Annotated in this window: 2 protein-coding genes; both read right to left on the reverse strand. The window is 60.4% G+C overall.

Annotated features, from left to right (window positions below):
- On the reverse strand, positions 1–313 hold a 313-nt coding region (trhA, locus tag AC1DVA_RS28630; protein ID WP_476808165.1), incomplete at its 3' end, for a PAQR family membrane homeostasis protein TrhA.
- A 422-nt stretch (positions 314–735) separates the two neighbouring features.
- Positions 736–1,023, reverse strand: a 288-nt coding sequence (locus tag AC1DVA_RS28635; RefSeq protein ID WP_476808166.1) for a transposase, incomplete at its 5' end; no start/stop codon positions are given.

Here is a 1,023-nt window from a genome sequence, read left to right on the forward strand (position 1 = left end):
GTTTCATCAGGAACGGGGTGTATGTGCCGGCGATGAGGAGGTAGATAGCCGAATGGTCGAAACGCCTGATGAACCACTTGCGCGGCGAGATCGGCCACATGTTGTAGGTGGCCGAAACGATGAGAACGGCGAGCAGTGCGGCACCGTAGATCGAAACTGGAATCAAGTCGAAAAGCGGAGCGCAGTTCGCGACCTGGATGATCAAAGCTCCGACGGCTCCAAGTCCTAGGGCAACGCCGAGGACATGGATCACGCCGTCAGCCCAGAGCTCGGCGCGCCTGAAGGCGAAGCGTCCAACGACGGGAACGTTCACAGCGCTTCCTAACGTGCTGGCTGCTGGAGTTGGTTTGGCATCTACCGGGAGGCTGTGTCATCTCAGTGTCAGCCTCTGCCGCAGCACCAGATGCGTGCCAAAGCAGCTGGGTGATAAGGCACGCTATGCCGCGGCAATCGAAGCTGGCGCGGAAATTGTCATCGGTCAGAATGCCACGCGTCTACGCAGGACGCCAATCGTTCAAGGGCATTCTGGTGATCTCTGTGTTGGCGGGCAAGGGGAGGGTGCTGATCAGCATCCCTCATAGTCGGGTCGAAGATTAAGTCCGTCAAAGCCGCTTGATTAACCTATGCCGTGTTTCTGCTCGACGCCCTGAAGCCCAAAACGGCCACGGTGAACAGGAAGGCCGCTAGGACGCCGGGAATTCGGAGGGCTTCGGTGCCCCGTTGTGATCATTTCAATCAGACTGGCGGGTGCAGTCGAGAATCCAGTGCGAATGGCTCTTGAGCTTTGGCCGCGTAGCCGCGTGTGGCCGCTTTCACCAGCAGCGCCCAGATGATCCGAGCCATTTTATTGGCGAGCGCGACCGCGGCGACCTTCGGCGGTCGGCGCGCCAGAAGCGCCGTCATCCACATCGAGGCGCGCGCGCCATTGCGGACATGGCGCAGCACCGTCGTCGCTCCCAGGATCAGCAGGGTTCGCAATGTTGGGTTGCCCATCTTCGAGATCCGACCCAGGCGCTCCTTGCC

It is taken from the genome of Allobosea sp. P4_C6 (assembly GCF_056402015.1).